Below are 15,937 nucleotides of genomic sequence, written 5' to 3' on the forward strand. Positions count from 1 at the left end.
GCCTTGGGCCAGGGTGGGGTGCGAAGGCCCTAAATGAGCCCCAGAGCCTTTACCTGTTCCATCTCGTCCAGAAGCTCCTTTGCGGTGATCTCCATCCGCTTCCTGGCGAACTCGCCTATCTCCAAACCCCGGACGATCTCGTACCTCCCATCCTTGGCGGTGACGGGGAAGGAGTAGACGATCTCCTCGGGAACCCCGTAGGAGCCGTCGGAAGGGATCGCCATGGAAACCCAGTCCCCCTCAGGGGTGCCCAGGGCCCAGTCGCGGATGTGCTCAATGGCGGCGTTGGCGGCGCTGGCGGCGCTGGAGGCTCCCCGGGCCTGGATGATGGCCGCTCCCCTTTGGGCCACGGTGGGGATGAACTCCTTTTCGTACCACTCCATGTCCACCAGCTCCAAGGCGGGTTTGCCGTCCACCTCCGCATGGAAGAGGTCGGGGAACATGGTGGAGGAGTGGTTACCCCAGACGGCAATCCGGCGGATGCGGTCCACGGGGACCCCGGTTTTCTTGGAGAGCTGGGCCTTGGCCCGGTTGTGGTCCAGCCGGGTCATGGCGGTAAAGTTTCTGGGATCCAGGCCCTCTGCGTTTTTGTAGGCGATGAGGGCGTTGGTGTTGGCAGGGTTGCCCACCACCAGGACCTTGACCTGGCGCTTGGCCACCTCGGCCAGGGCCCGGCCCTGCTCGGTGAAGATCTTGCCGTTCATCTCCAGGAGGTCGCGGCGCTCCATGCCCGCCTTCCTGGGGGCCGCCCCCACCAAAAGGGCGTAGTCGGCGTCCTTAAAGGCCACCCTGGGGTCGTCCGTGGCCACGATACCCGCCAAGAGGGGGAAGGCGCAGTCCTCCAGCTCCATGATGACCCCTTCCAGGGCTCTCAGGGCCTGGGGGATCTCCAGAAGCTGCAGGACCACGGGCTGGTCCTTTCCCAGCATCTCCCCTGCAGCGATGCGGAAAAGAAGGCTGTAGCCGATCTGGCCTGCAGCGCCGGTGACCGCCACACGAACGGGGCTTTTCATCCTGTACCTCCCTGGGCCTATGCCCGAAAGGATTTTACCCTAGAGCTTCCGGTAGATGCGCCTTTCCGCCTCAATGGCCTGGTCCAGTTCCTGGATTTCTCGCAGGATCTCCAGGCTGGGGTTGCGCTGAAGCTCCTCTTTCAGCTTGGCCCGACGCTCCAGGTAATAGGCTTCCCGCAGGCGGGCCAGGGTTTTTTCCAGGATCTCTGGGAATCTGGGCTCGTCCACATGGGGGAGGAGCATGAGCCTCTCCAGGAGGATACCCCCCGCTTCCTTGCGGCTTAGCACCTGGCGCAGGTAGTCCCGCCTGGGTTCGCGGCGGGCCAGCTCCAAGAACTCAGAGAGCAGGGAGCCTTCCGGGGGCCATACGTGAAGGGCCGTGTGGTGCACCCACTCGGCAAAGCGCTCCTCCGGCAGGGAGAGGAGGAGGGCCATCACGTCCAGCTCCAAAAGGAGGACCCGGTTTTTGGGCTCCGCCCTGGGGGGTTGGGGGGGTGGGCGCCTGCCCCGCTTGAGGCTGGCCAGGTAGTCCTCCAGCTGGCGCGGGGAAAGCCCTAACCGCTCCACCACCAGGGCCTTGAGGCGGTCGGCCACGGGGTCAAAGGGCTCCGGGGAGAGCATCCTGGGGGTGAGGGCTTCCAGGACCTTGCGCTTGTGCTCGGGTCGGGTCAGGTCCAGGCCCCGGGTGGCTTCCTGGAAGCGGAACTCCACCTCGGGAAGGGCCTCCTCCAGGGCCTTTTGGAAGAGGGCCGGGCCCTCAGGAAGGAGGAGGAGCTCCCCGGGATCCTTGCTGGGCAGGCGCACGGCATAGAAGAGGAACTTCCGGGCCAAGGAGAGGTCCAGGCTCTGCAGGGTGGCCTTTTGCCCGGCCTCGTCGGCGTCAAAGGCCAGGTAGACCTCCCGCACCTCCTGCATCTCCAAAAGGCGAGCCTGCTCCTCGGAAAGCCCCGAGCCCAAAACCGCCACCGCCTCGGCGAAGCCCATCTGGTGTAGGGCGATGGCGTCAAAAAGCCCTTCCACCACGATGGCCCGCCCCTCGCGCAGTTTGGCCTTGGCCTCGGGGTAGGCGAAGAGCACCTCCCGCTTGCGGAAGAGGGGGGTTTCTGGGGAGTTCAGGTACTTGGGGGTTTCCTCCCCCAAGGCCCTTCCCGTGAAGGCCACGATCCGCCCCAGCTGGTCCTTGATGGGGAAGGTGATCCGGTTCCTAAAGCGGTCGTAGAAGCGCCCGTCCTTTTCCGCCAGGACCCCGGCCTTAAGGCCCTCCTCCGGGCTGATTCCGTGGCGGCTCAGGTGGGTGAGGAGGCCATCCCCCTTGGCCGGGGCATAGCCCAGGCCAAAGCGGGCAATGCTTTCTGGGCTGAGCCCTCGGGTTTCCAGGTAGGCCTGGGCCTCGAGGGAGGCCTTAAGCCCCTCCAGGAAGTACTCCTGGGCTACTTTTAGGACATCCAGAAGCTCCCGGCGCTTGGCGGGAGCCCCGCCCTTGGGGAGCTCCACCCCAGCCTCCTCCGCCAGGCGCTCTAAGGCCTCCCGGAAGTCCAGGCCTTCCATCTTTTCCACAAAGGCGAAGAGATCCCCTCCCGCCTTGCAACCGAAGCAGTGGAAGAGCCCTTTTTCCTCGTCCACGTAGAAGGAGGGGGTCTTCTCCTGGTGAAAGGGGCAGAGGCCCCTCCAGCGGCCGCGGCCTGCGGGCTTCAAGGCCACGTACCGGGAAACCACCTCCCTTAGGGAGAGGCGGCGTTTAATGGCCTCTACCGCATGAGCCGCCTCCATTCTACCCCCCGCTCACGCCAAAGCCTCAGGACCCACCTTCCCAGGATACCGTATCCCCGGAGGTTCCCTTGGGGTTCCTCCCCCAGGAGGACCTTCTGCCACACGTGAGTTAAGGGCACAGAGGGGGTAAATCCCAGGAGGTGTTCCACCTTCTCCCCCCCTTCCAGGAGGAGCTGGGCCCGGAGGAGCCGGGCCACCTCCAGGTGCACGGCGAAGCCCGTGCGGTGGGTCTGGTAGAGGAGGTACTGGGAGAGGGTCTGGGCCCTCCTTGGGGCCTTGGGCCACAGGTAAAGGGCCAGGGAGGTCAGGGCCAGGTGGTAAACGTAGGGGTTGGAAAGCTGGCGCGCCTCCCTCAGGGCTTCCTTGAGGAGGGGGGTGGGGTCCAGGCCCTTTTGCCAGCGGTGGTGGGCCAGGGCCAATACCCCTAGGGCCTTGCCGTCCGGGTGGCGCAGGGTCGCCTGGAAGAGATCCTCCCGGAAGCGCCCCCTTAGGGTCCAGGCGGAGAGGAGGGCGGCAGCCAGCCAGGGGTGGGGCATCTGGCGGTAGGCGGCCTCGCCCTCCTCCAGGGCCTCCGCTAGGCGGCCGGTTTCCAGGAAAAGGCGGATCCGGGTGGCGTGAAAGCGGGTTTCCGACTCCGGGTCGCCCCCAGGCCTTTCCCGGAGCAGGGCCTCCGCTTCGGCGTAGCGGCCCAGGTCCATGAGGAGGCCTGCCCTAAGGCTTTGCCGGTGGAGGCGTAGGGAAGCGGGGACAAGGGGATGGGGCTCGGTGAGGACCTCCAGGGCTTGCCGGGGCTGGAAGGCCCGCCAAAGGGCCCCCGCCACCCTAAGCCGGGCCTGGGCCTCCTCCAGGGGGTAGGGCCTGAGGCTAGGCAGGAGGGGAAGGAGGTCTAAGGGATGCTGGGCCTGGCGGAGGGCTTCCAGCACGGGGTCTTCGGACCTAGGGCCCCCTTGGGCCTCCTCCGCTTGGCCTAAGGAAGCCTGGGCATCCTGGAGCTCCTTGGCCAAGGCATCCCGCCAGGAGGGTGGGGCGGCCTTCAGGGCCTCCTGGTAAAGGGGTATGGCCTGTTCGGGGTGGCCTTGCCGCCAGGCGGCCTGAGCGAGAAGCCTCAGGGCCTGCACCGCCTCCTGCACCTGCCCGGCCTGCTTCAGGTGGTAGGCCATGGACCAGATGGCCCCCTTTCCCCGGTAAAAGCGGGCCGCCGCCTGGTGCCAGGCCTTGGCCCGCTCCTCCGGCACCAGGGCCCGGGCCGCCTGGATCACCTGGGGCAGGGGCCTGCCCCCTTGGGTGAAGCCCTCCTCCTCCAGGCGCCAGGCGGAGAAGGGGCCCGCCAGCTCCCAGAGGAGTTCCTCCAGGTCTCCTTGCCGTCCTTGGAGGGAGGGTGGGTCCTGCTCCAGCACCCCAAGGATCAAAAGGGCCTGGCGTTCCGCCGGGGGGAGGGCGTCTAAGGCGGGTTGCAGGGCCAGTAGGGGAGGGGCCTTGAGGCCCTGGACCTCCAGGATAGGCTGGAATAAAGGCCTGCGGCTTTCCGCCAGGACCGAAAGGTTGGGGAAGGAGTGCCGAAGAAGGGCCCGCAGGATGCGATCTGGGGCATGGAGGTTTTTGGCCACCAGGAGAAGGGGGTGGGGCAGGTTTTGCAAAACCCTTTTCCAGGCTTCGTAAATGGCAGCCTCCAGGGTGGTGCGATCCCAAGGGGGGCGGGCCACCCTGGCCGACCTATCCCCTTCGGGGCCCTTTTCCTCGAGGCCCAGGCTGTAGCGCCAGGCCAGGGAAAGTTCGGGGGAAAGGTCCGCCAGGGCTAAGAGGGCTTCCGGTTCGCCAAAGGCCTTCTCCACCGCCTGGCGCAGGGTGGTCCGCAAGGGGGTTTCCGGCCCCATACGCTCCAGGACCACCACGGGGTGAGGGAAGGCTTCCAAAAACTTCTCCAGAAGAAGGGTTTTGCCGCTTCCTGGGGGGCCCACCAGGTTCAGGCGGGCGGGGAAGCGACCGAAGGTTTTCTGAAGGAGGGCAAGAAGCGCCTGGCCGTCAGGGTCAAGCTTCACCTGGACCGCCTTCACCCGGGACACCTCCACCGCTCCCAGGCCCTTGGCCTCCCGGAGGCCCAGGCCTTCCGCCTCCACCCCTGGGGCCAGGGCCAGGGTTTGGGGCTCGGTGAGCACCTCCCCAGGAAGGGCCATCTTGCTGAGCCTTTCCGCCAGGACCACCGGGGGGCCCACCGCGGTGGGTTCCCCTGCCTGGCCGCTTCCCAAGGGGGCCCAAAGCACCTCGCCGCTGGCTACCCCGGCGCGGGCGGGTAGGCGGGAGGTGCGCACCATCTCCAAGGCGGCCTCCAGGGCCCGCCAGGGCTCTTGGCCTCGAGCCTTGGGGGCCCCAAAGAGGACCAGGATCCCATCCCCCAGGAAGCGGTGGACGAACCCTCCTTTGGCCCGGGCCACGCGAGCGGCCTCCTCGAGGGCCTCCTGCAGGTGAAGGTAGGCCACCTGGAGACCAGCCTGGAAGTGCTGGCTGGAATCCACCAGATCGTAAAAGAGAACGCTTACATACCGCCTTTCCTCGGGCAAAAGGGCCCCCAGGGCCCGGCCGCAGGCCATGCAGAAACGGGCCTCAGGGGGGTTCTTCTGCCCGCATTCGCAGCGCATCTCACTCCCGGAAGAGCATTAGAGGTGGCCAGAGGAGCACCTCGGCCATCTCCGGCAAGGGATCTTCCGCATACACCACCAGGGGCAGGAGGCTTTCCAGCAAGTAAAAGCCCTCGCCCAAGGGGAGGGCTTTTCCCCCTAGGCGGTAGGACGCCCCCTCCCGTTGCCAGAAGGCCTCCCTTCCGAGGGGTTTGGCCTCCCGCACCATTCCGTGCAGGAGCACCCAGGTGGGGCCGGTGGGGGCAGGAGGGGTACCCCGGTCAAAGGCGTAGAAGACCTGGCCCCGGGCCAGGCCCTCCAGCAAGGGGCTTCCCCAAGGTTCGGGGAACAGGTAAGCCTCCACCCCATGGGCTCGGAAACGGGCGAAGAAGGCCTCGGGGCTTTCCTCTATGGCGCGGCCGGTGGCAGTGGCCCTGGGGGTCATGGGTAAAGTCTAATGCAGGGTCCTCTGGGGTAGGGAGAGGGTGAGGTTGGCGGCCAGGAAAAGGGCCGCTTCCTTGTCCAGGTACTGGTTGCCGTTGCCGCACTTGGGGGAGAGGACGCACCGGGGGCAACCTTCCTGGCAGGGGCAGGCCTTGAGGAGCTCCAAGGCCGCCTGGATCCACTGGGGGAAGCGGCGGGCCGCCTGGCGGGCGTAGCCCACGCCCCCGGGGTAGCCGTCGTAGATGAAGATGGTGGGGCCGCTGCCCGAGGGCAGGGGCCTGGGGTAGAAGGGGTAGGAAAGCCCCCCAATGTCCTGCCTTTCCGCCAGGACGAAAAGGGGCAAAAGGCCGATCAGGGTGTGCTCCAGGGCGTGGATGCCCCCGGGGATCCGGTGGGGTGGGACCACCAAGGGGGGGTGGAACCAAAGGGCCTCGGTGGGGAAAGAGATCTCGGGGAGCTCCAAGGGGATTTCCTCCAGAACGCTCCCGGTGAAAAAGCGCTTTTTGGCGTAGGCCACCACCCTTTCCCGCAGTACCACCTGGCCCACCCAGACCCCATGGCCCAGGGGCTCCCCCGAGAGAACCTCCAGGTCGGTTTCCGCCCGGGGCTCGGTGTAGTAGTCCTCGAGGGCGGGAAGAAGCCAGATCTCCCGCCTTTGGGGGTCAATGTTCCGCACCAGGTAGCTTTCCCCCCCGTGCAGGTAGACCGCCCCCGGGTGGGCCTCCCAGTAGGCCTGGCGCTCGTCCAGATAGCCCAGGACCTCCCCATCCGGGCCCTTTAGGGTGAAGGTGCCACCCAAGCCCCTTAAGGATAGGTCCCGGTGGGGATGGCGCTTGGGGGTGTAGTAGCGGCCCTCCTTCTCCTTGAGCTGGGTCAGGGCCTCCGGGCAGAGGATCTCTTCCCGCAGGAGGGGTTTCTCCCAGGCGGCGGCGTGCAGGTGGAGGGGGCAGAGCACGGGGTTTTGCGGATCCGCCACCGCCACCTCGGGAGGGGTCCTTAGGAGGAGTTCGGGCCGGTGGAGGAAGTACTCGTCCAAGGGGTCCTCCCGGGGGATGTAGACCACCAGGGCCCTCCGTCTCCCCCTTCCCGCCCTGCCCGCTCGCTGCCAGAAGGCGGAGATGGACCCGGGATACCCCACCAGGGCCACGGCGTCCAGCTCCCCGATGTCCACCCCCAGCTCCAAGGCGCTGGTGGAGACCAGGACCCGCACCTCCCCAGACTTCAAGCCCTCCTCCAGGCGGCGCCTTTCCTTGGCGGTGTAGCCCGCCCGGTAGGGGCGCACCTTAGGGTGGGCGGCGTAGCGGGCGATGAGCTCCGCGCTTTTCCGGGCGTTGGTGAAGATGATTCCCCTTAAACCCCCTTCCGCCAGGGCCCGGGCCAGGTAGGCGGCCTCCAGGAGGGGGCTTCGCCTCCTTTCCCCCTTGGCGTCCAGGGGCTTGGGAAGGAGCACCAAAAGCTCCCGTTCCGAGCGGGCCACCTCCTCCCGTAGCTCCACGAAGGAAAGGCCGGTCAAGCTTTGGGCGTGCTCCTTGGCGTTGCCGATGGTGGCGCTGGCGGCGATCACCTGGGGGTTGGCCCCGTAGTGGCGGGCCAGGCGCAAAAGGCGGAAGAGGACCAGGGCCACGTGGGTGCCGAAGACCCCTCGGTAGGCGTGAAGCTCGTCCAGCACCAGGTAGCGGAGCCGGGAAAGGAAGGGGGCCCACTCCCCGTGCCGGGGCAGGAGGCCGAAGTGGAGCATGTCGGGGTTGCTGAGGAGGACCAGGCCCTCTTGGCGAGCCTTCCGCCTAAGGTCGGCGCGGGTGTCCCCATCGTAGGGATAAACCCCTTGGACCCCCAAGGCCTCGGCCATGGCCTTGAGGCGCCGCAGTTGGTCGTGGGCCAGGGCCTTGGTGGGGAAGAGGAGGAGGCTGGTTTCCCCCTCCAAAGCCGCCTTGAGCACCGGGGCCTGGAAGACCAGGCTTTTGCCGGCGGCGGTGGAGTAGGCCATGACCACGTTTTTCCCTTCCTCCACCCTAAGGAGGGCTTCCTTCTGGTGGGCGAAGGGCTTTAGGCCCAAGGCCTCGAGGACCCCGGCGAAGGCTCCCCGGTAGGGGACGGTCTTGGGGGGACTGGGGGGAAGGGTACGGGCAAAGACGATCCGTCCTCGGAACTCCGGGTCGGCCTCCAGCCAGTCCCGGTAGCTTTCCCATCCCCTTAAGGCCTCGGGCAGCACCCTTCCATTATGGCTTTTTGCGGCTTGCGTCTAGAGTTCCCTGACCCAGACCTCGTGGATCACGGGGTGGCCGTGGTAGGGGGCCCAGAAGGGGCTGGCCCGCTTGGCCCAGAGGCGGAAGCCCAGGCTCCCGTAAAGCTTCCGGGCGGCGGCGTTGGCCCGGGTGGTGGAAAGCTGCACGCCCTTTACCCCTTTTCTCCTTAAACACTCCAGGAACTCGGCCAAGAGGGCCTTGCCTATGCCCCTGCCCTGGGCCTTGGGATCCACGGCGATGTGGAGGTGGGCGGGGTAAAGGCTCTTGGGGGCCTTAGGGCCTGGGAAGAGAAGGAGCCTCAGGAGGTAGCGGAGGTGGGGAAGAGGTGGTCCGTAACAGCCTAGGAGAAGCTTGAAGAGAAGGAGCGGCATGCGGGGAAGGAGGTAAAGGGTGAGGGCGAGGTCCGAACAGGCGCCCAGGATGTAGCCCAGGACCTCCCCTTCTTCCTCCGCCACCCGGGGGCAGCATCCCCGCCTCAGGTAAGGGGCTACGAAGAGCTCCCCCCAAAGCTCCTGGCTAGGGAAGACCAAAGCGCCTTCCCGCCCCAGGAGGAGGGTCCTGTGGGAAAGCCTGGTGATGGCGGGGAGGTCTTTTTCCTCGGCGGGGCGAAGGAGGACCACGGGACCACTTTAGCCCGTACAATGCCCCTTGTGCGCCGCCTGGCTCCCTGGCAGTGGCTACTTCTCCTTTTGGCCCTCTACCTGGTGTTGGCGGAGGCCTTAAGGCTTTGGCTGGGCCTCCTCTGGGCGGAGCGGGTGGGGCTCATCCTGGCGGCCCTGGGGGTTTGGGCCTTCATCAATGGACGGTTCCTCTTCGCCTACTACCACGCCCTTACCACCTCCTTCCGGGTGCGGAGGCTTCCTCCCCATCCGGAACCCCAGCCGGGGGAACACCTTCTCCTGCTGGCCCCCCATCCGGACGACGAGGTGCTGGCGGCGGCGGGTCTGATGCGCCGCACCCTCCTAAGGGGAGGGCGGGTGAGCGTGGTCTACCTCACCTCGGGGGATGCCTTTGACCTGGCCGCGGGAAGCCCTTTGCCCTCCAAGGAGGCCATGCGCCGCCTAGCCTTAAGGCGCATGGTGGAGGCCTGGCGGGGCCTCGAGGTCCTGGGCCTTCCCCGGGATAGCGCCTATTTCCTGGGGTTTCCCGACCAAGGGCTTTTCGCCCTCTTCACCACCCACTACTACCTGCCCTACGAAAGCCCCTACACGGGGCTTAAGGCGGTGGCCTACCCCGGGTGTTACCGCCTGGGGCTTCCCTATACGGGCAAGGCCCTGGAGGCCACCTTAGTGGAGCTTTTGGCCACCCTTAAGCCCAGCCGCATCCTCCTGCCAAGCCCTCTGGACGCCCACCGGGACCATCAGGCCACCGCCTACTTGGGCATGCAGGCGGCGGCCTCCTTGGGCATGGAGGGGAGGCTGGAGTATTACCTCATCCACGGGGGGTACCAGTACCCCCTGCCCAAAGGGCTTCATCCCCGGCTTCCCCTCTACCCGCCCCCTAGGGGAAGGGGCCTCCCTTGGCGCCGCTTTCCCCTGAGCGAGGAGGAGGTGAGGCTGAAGGAAAAGGCCATCCGTGCCCACCGAACCCAGATGCGGCTTCTGGGCCGGTTCCTCTTGGCCTTCGTGCGGCAAAACGAGCTCTATAGCCCCTTACCCATCCCTGCCCGGGAGGCCCTAGCCCCGGAGGAGGAGGGGTGGGCCGTCCTCCAGGGGCGGGAGGTCGTCTAGGCTTTCCAGGCCGAAGACCTCCAGGAAGCGCTCCGTGGTGCCGTAAAGCTTGGGCCGGCCCGGGGCTTCCTTCTCGCCCACCACCCGGATGAGCCCCCGTTCCAAGAGACTGTCCAGGACTCCCTCCACGCTTTTGCCCCGCATGGCCTCCAGCTCCGCCCGGGCCACGGGCTGGTGGTAGGCGATGAGGGCCAGGACCTCGAGGGCCGCCTTGGAAAGCCGAGGCGGGCTGGGCTTGAGGACCTTTTCCACGGCCCCTAGAACTCCCTCGTGCACCACCAGCCGCCAGCCTCCCGCCACCCGTTCCAGGGCTACCCCTAGGCTTCCTTCCTTGAGTTCCGCCTCCAGGGCCTGGAGCGCCCTCAGGAGCCCCTCTTCCGGATGGCCCAAGGCCTTTAGCTCCCGTAAGGACACGGGCCTGCCGGCGGCGAAGAGGACGGCCAGAAGCTCAGCTTTCAGGCTAGGCATCTCGTAGGTAAGGCCAAAGGGCCTCCTTGGGAATGGCCCCTTCCCTTAGGACCTCCCCCGTGCGCAGGTCCACCACGCTGGAGGCTAGGCCCTTAGCCTCCCCAGGGAAGACATAGTCCACGCCGAAGGCCCGGGCCTCGGCCTCCGTGCGCACCGGGGGTTCTCCGCTTTTGTTGAGGCTGGTGGCGGCGGCGTACCCCCCTACCCGGCGGAGAAGCTCCCTGAGAACCCCATGGTCGGGCATCCTTAGCCCCACGGAGCCGTCCTTGCTGATCCAAGGGGGGATTCCTCGCCCCGGTACCACCACCGTGAGCCCTCCAGGCCAGAAGGCCTCCACCAGGCGCAAGAACTTCTCCTCCAAAAGCCCCAGGTCCGCTAGCCCTAGGGCGCTATCCAGATCCGCCACCAGTACCTGCAAGGGCTTCTCCTCCCCCCGTCCCTTCAGGGCGTAGATGCGCCGGCAGGCGGCCTCGTCCTCCAGGTGGGCCAACACCCCCCATACGGTGTCGGTGGGAAAGGCCACCAGGCCGCCCTCCTTCAGGGTCTTGGCCGCCTGGCGTAGCTCCTTCTGGTATACTTCTGCCATGCCAGTCTACCAGTATAAGGCCCGCGATCGCCAGGGCCGCCTGGTGGAGGCCACCGTCGAGGCGGAGGACCTGCGCACCGCCGCCAGGCTCCTGAGGGACCGGGGCCTTTTCGTGGCCGAGATCAAGGAGCCGGGGAGGGGCCTCCAGGCCGAGGTGCGCCTTCCTGCCCTGGAGAGGGGTCCTGGCCTTAAGGACCTGGCCATCTTCTCCCGGCAGCTGGCCACCATGCTGGGGGCGGGGCTCACCCTTCTCCAGTCCCTTTCCATTCTGGAAAGGCAGACGGAGAACAAGAAGTTCCGGGAGATCATCAAGAAGGTCCGCACCGACATTGAAGGGGGCATGGCCTTCTCCGATGCCCTGGCCAAGCACAAGCTCTTCTCCCGGCTTTACGTGAACCTGGTGCGGGCTGGGGAGACCTCGGGGGGCTTGGACGTGATCCTGGACCGCTTGGCCAGCTTCCTGGAAAAGGAGCTGGAGCTGAGGGGCAAGATCCGTAGCGCCCTGACCTACCCCACCATCGTCTTCGTCTTCGCCGTGGGCGTGGCCTACTTCCTCCTTACGGGCATCGTGCCCCAGTTCGCCCAGATCCTTACGGATTTGGGCTCGGAGCTCCCCCTCCTCACCCGCTTCCTCATCGCCCTTTCGGACTTCCTCCGGGCCGCCACCCTGCCCCTTTTGCTGTTGGCCGTGCTCCTTTTCTTCGTCTACCGCTGGTACTACGGCACCCCCCAGGGGCGGAAGGCGATTGACCGCGTGAAGCTCCGCATTCCCGTCTTCGGCAACCTCAACCGCAAGACGGCGGTGGCCCGTTTTTCCCGCACCCTGGCCCTCCTCCTTTCCAGCGGGGTGAACATCGTGGAGTCCTTGGACATCACCAAGGGAACGGCGGGCAATAGCGTGGTGGAGGAGATCGTGGACACGGCTAAGCTCAAGGTGCAACAAGGGGAACCCTTGAACCTTACCCTGGCCCAGCACCCCTTCGTCTTCCCCCCCATGGTGAGCTCCATGGTGGCCATCGGCGAGGAGACAGGGGCCTTGGATACCTTGCTTTCCAAGATCGCCGACTTCTACGAGCGGGAGGTGGACGAGGCGGTGGCCAGCCTCACCGCCGCCATCGAGCCCCTCATGATCATCTTCCTAGGCGTGATCGTGGGCATGATCGTGGCGGGGATGTTCCTGCCCCTCTTCAAGATCATCGGCACCCTTTCCGCGCAATAAGCTTCTCGGCCACCTCCGGGGGAACCGGCATCACGGAAAGCCGGTTCCCCTTCTTCACCAGGGGGTGGTCTGGGGGAAAGCAGGCCCGTAGCTCCGCCAGGGGGATGAGGGGCCAGGCCTCGAGGAAGGCCACCTCCACCGTGTACCAGCGGGGCTTTTCCCGGGTGGCCTTGGGGTCGAAGTAGGGGCTGGTTGGGTCAAACTGGGTGGGGTCGGGGATGTGGGTGGCCACCACCTGGCAGAGCCCGGCGATCCCTGGGGGGTTGGCGCCCGAATGGTAAAAAAAGCAAAGATCCCCCAGCTGCATCCGCATCAGGTAGTTCCGGGCCTGGTAGTTGCGCACCCCATCCCAGATGGCCTTGCCCTCCCGCTTTAGGTCCAGGATGCTGTACACCTCGGGTTCGGACTTGAGAAGCCAGTAGGCCATGGCCCAAGTCTAAAGGGGCCTTTAGTGGGTACAAAGCCCTTCTCTGAAGGATCAGGGGAAGATTGGGGTATGCGGGGCCTGGTGTTGGTATCCCTATTTCCTTTCCGCCTGCACCCTGACCCTGGAGGTGGTCTACCCCGGCCACCGCATCACGGGCCTGCGGACGCAGGGCACCTACTGCACCGCTTACGACACCCAGCTGGACTTCGCCTTTGACCTGGAGGGAAGGTGGACGGGCTGGAGTTTTTCTGGCTGCCGGAAGGGGTTACTCCCGACCGGGCACGCCCGCAGGAGCGGTATGCCCTCTTTGGTCCCATCTGTGCGGGGCGGGTGGAGGGCTTCTTGGAGGTGAGCCCGGGGGGTGAGGTGCGGGCGGTGTCCCTTACCTCGCCTGGAAGCCTTTCCCTGAGGCCGCAGGGGATCATCGTGGAGCCCTTTCCCGACCGGAGGCTTTGGCTCAGGGGGTACACCGGGGGCCTGGCCGGGCCCTTGGTGCCGGCGGCCAACCGGGTGCGCCCAGACTCCTCCCCCTTCTGCGACCCCACCTGGTAGCCTTAGGGCATGGTGGGGGTTCAGGAAACCAGGGGGGTAAGGGCTGAACTGAAGGCCCTTTTTGGACCAAGGGCCCTCCTTTCCCCGGCGGAAAAGGGGGTTTACCGCTACGACGCCATCCTGGTGGGACAAGAGCCCCTGGCGGTGGTCCTGCCCCAAACCCGGGAGGAGGTGCAGGCCCTGGTGCGCCTGGCCCGGAAGTACCGCCTTCCCCTGGTTCCCCGGGGTGCGGGAAGCGGCCTAAGTGGGGGGGCGGTGCCCGAGGAGGGGGCCATCGTGGTGGCCTTCACCCGCATGACCCGCTTGGAGCTGGACCCTGTAGGGCGCACCGCCTGGGCCGAGCCTGGGGTGACCACAGCCAGGATCTCGGAGGAGGCCAGGCCCTATGGGCTTTTCTATCCCCCAGACCCCGCCTCTTGGCGCACCAGCACCCTGGGGGGCAACCTGGGGGAGAACGCCGGGGGACCCCTTTGCTTCAAGTATGGGGTCACGGGAGACTACGTGCTGGAGCTGGAGTTTGTGGATGCCTTTGGGGAGGCGCACCGCCTGGGCCGTAAGGCCTACGACCTGCCTGGCCTCCTCATCGGCTCGGAAGGGACCCTGGGCCTGATTACGGGGGTGCGGGTGCGGCTTCTTCCCCTTCCCCGGTACCGGGCCACCTTGATGGCGGCCTTCCCCCAGGTGGGCGCTCTGGCGGAGGCGGTCTCCCGGGCCATCGCCCTGGGGGCGGTGCCCGCCAGGCTGGAGTTTTTGGACCCCATCTGTACGGGCGCCGTGGAGGACTACCTGGGCATGGGCCTTCCCCGGGGGCACGCCCTTCTCCTGGCGGAAACGGATGGGGAGGACCTCGAGGTGGTCCAAGAGGAGCTTTCCCTCTTGGAGAGGACGGCCCAGGAACTTGGGGCCAGGGTGCAAAAGGCGCGGGACGAGAGGGAGGCGGAGGCCCTTTGGCGGGCTAGGCGGAGCGTGAGCCCCGCCTTGGGCCGCATCCGCCCCAAGCGGGTCAACGAGGACATCGCCGTGCCCAGAAGCCAGCTTCCCGAGGTGGTGCGGGAGATCCAGGCCTTGGGGGAGGCCTACGGCCTGGTGGTGGCCCAGTTCGGCCACATCGGGGATGGGAACCTGCACCCCAACATCCTCTTCGACCCCAGGAGGGAAAGCGAGGAGCGGGTCTGGGAGCTGGCCCACGAGATCGCCCGGGTGGCCCTACGGCATGGCGGCGCGCTTTCCGGGGAGCATGGCATCGGCCTCATGAAGCGGGAGTTCATGAGGGAAGCGGTGGAGGAAGGGACCCTGGAGGCTTTCCGCACCGTAAAGGCCACCCTGGATCCCCAAGGGCTCCTGAATCCGGGAAAGGTCCTGCCCTAGCGGGTCTATTTTCACAGGGTTTTGACGGGAAGGGGTCTACCCTGGAAGCATGGATGGCCGGGGCCGGGTCTTCTACTTGGCCAGCTGGGCGGGGATGGCCCTGGGCCTTTTGCTCCAGGTGAGGCGCTTCCCGCCCCAGGGCCTGGAGGTTCTCCTCTACCTTTTGCTGGTCCTCTGGGCCCTTTGGGCCATGAGCCGGGGCCCCAAGGTGGCGCCCCGCCTTCTCCTCCATCCTCTAGGTGCCTATCTGCTTTTTGAGATGTGGCGGATGGGGGAGGGCTGGCCCCTGGCTGGGTTCTTCACCCCGGCCCTCTACCTGCTTTCCGGGTTCGCCTATCCTCCTTGGTCCTTGGGGTATCTTTGGGGGGCCTTTTGGGGTGGGGTCTTGGTCCTGGCCCCCCTGGTGTGGGGCCGGAACCTGGACCCTTGGCCCCATTTTGCGGTAAGCCAGGCTATCCTCTACAGCCTCACCTTCCTCCTGGCCCGGTTCCGAGAACTTCATGGCCAGATGCGCTTTTGGAAGGAACAAGCCCTAACCTGCCCCCTCACCGGCCTTCCCAACCGCCGGGCCTTGGAGATGGCCCTAGAGCGGGAGGCGGCCCGGGTGGAGCGGGGGGAAAAGCCCTTTAGCCTGGTGATCCTAGACCTGGACGACTTCAAAAAGGTCAACGACACCCGCGGCCACCTGGTGGGGGACCGGCTCCTCAAGGAGGTGGCCCAGTACCTGGTGGCCCACGTCCGCCAGGGGGACCTGGTGGGGCGCTGGGGTGGGGAGGAGTTTGCCATCCTCCTTCCTAGGACCGAGGGGGAGGAGGCGGTGGGGGTGGCGGAGAGGCTTAGAGCGGGGCTTAGTGGCGTCGGTATTACGGGAAGCTTTGGGGTGGCGGAGTATAGAGGGGACCTGCAGGACCTCTTCCAGAGGGCCGACAGGGCCCTTTACCGTGCCAAGGAGGAAGGGAAGAATCGGGTGGAGCAGGAGGGTTAGAAAAAAGAGGGGGTGTGGGGGAGCTATAATCCCCCGGTTTCCAAGATAGCCCTACGGGCTGACCAAACCAGGGATACATGGGTCAGCGGAGCTATATGCGACAGAAGGGAGCTTAGCTCCCCCACGTGCTCCGGAGGTTCATTTGGGGTAGGGGCCCCAAAGCGGAGCACATAGCCTAGTGGGCGGCGGATGTTCTACCATAGAATGGAGGCACAGTGATCAGAAAGGCCTTCAAGTACCGTCTATACCCCACCAAGCCATAGAGAAAAGACCTAGAGCGTACCCTCTATCTATGCCGGCAGCTCTACAACGCGGCACTTCAGGAGCGTAGAGAGGCCTACAAGAAGGCTAAAAGGACCATCAGTTTCTATGAGCAGAAGAAGTACCTGCCCGAGATAAGAGCTGAGTTACCAGAATACAAGCATATCCATTCCCAGGTCTTACAGAATGTCATTCCTTCGTTTGCTACCTTAAAGCTCCACCCCAGCCATTTGCAGCAGGACATGGCTGCGGA

At 66.1% G+C, this 15,937-nt stretch carries 14 protein-coding genes and 1 pseudogene; 6 read left to right on the forward strand and 9 right to left on the reverse strand.

What is annotated here, in order from left to right:
- Positions 1–29: 29 nt before the first annotated feature.
- From DK874_RS01445 to DK874_RS01470, 6 genes are read right to left on the reverse strand one after another with little or no spacing between them, the layout of a single operon-like run.
- Entirely contained in the window at positions 30–1,013 is a 984-nt protein-coding gene (locus tag DK874_RS01445) for a malate dehydrogenase (protein ID WP_114312123.1), read from the reverse strand.
- A 39-nt stretch (positions 1,014–1,052) separates the two neighbouring features.
- On the reverse strand, positions 1,053–2,783 hold the full coding sequence (dnaG, locus tag DK874_RS01450; RefSeq protein WP_114312125.1) for a DNA primase: 1,731 nt from the start codon (positions 2,781–2,783) through the stop codon (positions 1,053–1,055).
- Positions 2,762–5,419 carry an AAA family ATPase gene (locus tag DK874_RS01455; RefSeq protein ID WP_114312127.1) on the reverse strand — a complete coding sequence of 886 codons (2,658 nt, stop codon included), beginning with the start codon at positions 5,417–5,419 and terminating at the stop codon, positions 2,762–2,764. The genes dnaG and DK874_RS01455 overlap by 22 nt, the downstream gene beginning before the upstream one ends.
- 1 nt (position 5,420) lies before the next feature.
- Positions 5,421–5,843, reverse strand: coding sequence for a hypothetical protein (locus tag DK874_RS01460; RefSeq protein WP_114312129.1), 423 nt, complete (start codon positions 5,841–5,843; stop codon positions 5,421–5,423).
- Between the two features lie 9 nt (positions 5,844–5,852).
- Positions 5,853–8,054 (reverse strand): DEAD/DEAH box helicase, encoded by a 2,202-nt coding sequence (locus DK874_RS01465; protein ID WP_114312132.1) that lies wholly within the window; start codon positions 8,052–8,054, stop codon positions 5,853–5,855.
- A 30-nt stretch (positions 8,055–8,084) separates the two neighbouring features.
- The gene (locus DK874_RS01470) at positions 8,085–8,708 is read right to left on the reverse strand and encodes a GNAT family N-acetyltransferase (protein ID WP_114312134.1); all 624 of its coding nucleotides are present in this window, start codon (positions 8,706–8,708) and stop codon (positions 8,085–8,087) included.
- A 30-nt stretch (positions 8,709–8,738) separates the two neighbouring features.
- Between DK874_RS01470 and DK874_RS01475 the strand changes: the two genes are divergently transcribed.
- Entirely contained in the window at positions 8,739–9,818 is a 1,080-nt protein-coding gene (locus tag DK874_RS01475) for a PIG-L deacetylase family protein (RefSeq protein ID WP_114312151.1), read from the forward strand.
- Here the strand turns inward: DK874_RS01475 and scpB are convergent.
- Both scpB and DK874_RS01485 read right to left on the reverse strand, forming a co-directional pair.
- Positions 9,765–10,286 carry an SMC-Scp complex subunit ScpB gene (gene scpB, locus DK874_RS01480; protein ID WP_114312137.1) on the reverse strand — a complete coding sequence of 174 codons (522 nt, stop codon included), beginning with the start codon at positions 10,284–10,286 and terminating at the stop codon, positions 9,765–9,767. The genes DK874_RS01475 and scpB overlap by 54 nt on opposite strands.
- The gene (locus tag DK874_RS01485; protein WP_114312139.1) at positions 10,279–10,872 is read right to left on the reverse strand and encodes an L-threonylcarbamoyladenylate synthase; all 594 of its coding nucleotides are present in this window, start codon (positions 10,870–10,872) and stop codon (positions 10,279–10,281) included. The genes scpB and DK874_RS01485 overlap by 8 nt, the downstream gene beginning before the upstream one ends.
- Between DK874_RS01485 and pilC the strand changes: the two genes are divergently transcribed.
- On the forward strand, positions 10,871–12,091 hold the full coding sequence (gene pilC, locus DK874_RS01490; RefSeq protein WP_114312141.1) for a type IV pilus assembly protein PilC: 1,221 nt from the start codon (positions 10,871–10,873) through the stop codon (positions 12,089–12,091). The two genes, DK874_RS01485 and pilC, sit on opposite strands and share 2 nt — an antisense overlap.
- Here the strand turns inward: pilC and DK874_RS01495 are convergent.
- Positions 12,066–12,518: an EVE domain-containing protein gene (locus DK874_RS01495; RefSeq protein ID WP_114312143.1), complete on the reverse strand. Its 453-nt coding sequence runs from the start codon at positions 12,516–12,518 to the stop codon at positions 12,066–12,068. The two genes, pilC and DK874_RS01495, sit on opposite strands and share 26 nt — an antisense overlap.
- Positions 12,519–12,746: 228 nt before the next feature.
- On the opposite strand from DK874_RS01495, the gene DK874_RS01500 reads away from it, so the two are divergent.
- From DK874_RS01500 to DK874_RS01515, 4 genes and pseudogenes are all read left to right on the forward strand, one after another.
- On the forward strand, positions 12,747–13,070 hold the full coding sequence (locus DK874_RS01500) for a hypothetical protein (RefSeq protein WP_240307577.1): 324 nt from the start codon (positions 12,747–12,749) through the stop codon (positions 13,068–13,070).
- A gap of 9 nt (positions 13,071–13,079) precedes the next feature.
- Positions 13,080–14,438 carry an FAD-binding oxidoreductase gene (locus tag DK874_RS01505; RefSeq protein ID WP_114312145.1) on the forward strand — a complete coding sequence of 453 codons (1,359 nt, stop codon included), beginning with the start codon at positions 13,080–13,082 and terminating at the stop codon, positions 14,436–14,438.
- Positions 14,439–14,487: 49 nt separating this feature from the next.
- Positions 14,488–15,423: a GGDEF domain-containing protein gene (locus DK874_RS01510; protein WP_114312147.1), complete on the forward strand. Its 936-nt coding sequence runs from the start codon at positions 14,488–14,490 to the stop codon at positions 15,421–15,423.
- 284 nt (positions 15,424–15,707) lie between these two features.
- Positions 15,708–15,937, forward strand: a pseudogene (locus DK874_RS01515) (hypothetical protein); the annotation flags it as partial.

This window comes from Thermus caldifontis (genome assembly GCF_003336745.1).
Classification (GTDB): Bacteria; Deinococcota; Deinococci; order Deinococcales; family Thermaceae; genus Thermus; species Thermus caldifontis.